Source organism: Sphingobium limneticum, assembly GCF_008710155.1.
GTDB lineage: Bacteria > Pseudomonadota > Alphaproteobacteria > Sphingomonadales > Sphingomonadaceae > Sphingobium > Sphingobium limneticum.
Genome location: NZ_VYPZ01000098.1, coordinates 1 through 864, shown reverse-complemented (window position 1 = coordinate 864; position 864 = coordinate 1). Strand labels below are relative to the sequence as shown.

The 864-nt window shown below is 54.7% G+C and carries 2 tRNA genes and 1 rRNA gene; all 3 read left to right on the top strand.

Features of this window, described 5'->3' with window-relative positions:
* Positions 1–106 (top strand): 16S ribosomal RNA (locus F4U94_RS24155); the annotation flags it as partial.
* Positions 107–286: 180 nt separating this feature from the next.
* A tRNA-Ile gene (locus tag F4U94_RS24150) sits at positions 287–363 on the top strand.
* A gap of 12 nt (positions 364–375) precedes the next feature.
* Positions 376–451 (top strand) — tRNA-Ala (locus F4U94_RS24145).
* Positions 452–864 lie beyond the last annotated feature (413 nt).

Here is an 864-nt window from a genome sequence, read left to right as displayed (position 1 = left end):
CGTTGAGCTAACCGCAAGGAGGCAGGCGACCACAGTGGGTTTAGCGACTGGGGTGAAGTCGTAACAAGGTAGCCGTAGGGGAACCTGCGGCTGGATCACCTCCTTTCTAAGGATCGTGACGAAAGCGCTGATGCTAGACATCAGAAGAGCTTCGTCATTTCCAAAGAACATTGCCGCCGTCCTCATGTCCCTTCATCACTGGAAAATACGCTCTGGCAGCAGAGCGTATCTGCCTGGCAGGCTTTCGAGCGCCTCGCGCTGCTGTAAAAAGCAGCCTGCGGGCACCGGGCCGGTAGCTCAGGTGGTTAGAGCGCACGCCTGATAAGCGTGAGGTCGGAGGTTCAACTCCTCCCCGGCCCACCAATTGCTTGGCTGGGGGCTTTAGCTCAGCTGGGAGAGCGGTTGCTTTGCAAGCATCAGGTCATCGGTTCGATCCCGATAAGCTCCACCAAGCAACTGCGCAGCGATCTACCGCGGAGCAGCACTGAAAACTGCGCAGCGATTGCGCGCAGCGGACAATTTCCAGAGATGAAGAGTAGCGGTTTACCAGCTTATGCTGGTGATATGGCGCACGTTGTGCGCCTCTTTGACATTGTGAATGGGTTTTTTAATCGATGCCGTGGCGACATGGGATTGGTTTTTGTGCGTTTGCCGCAAGGTAAGCGGATGAAGGTCAGTTCGATGTTGTACACACAAGATTATCTGGCTGAGTTTAATAACCACACCGATACAAGCCATATCATGCACTATCTCCAGTGCTGATGTTGGTGGTGTGGACTCTCAAGCGTGAGGTAAGGGCATCTGGTGAATGCCTTGGCATGTACAGGCGATGAAGGACGTGGCACGCTGCGATAAGCGTGGGGG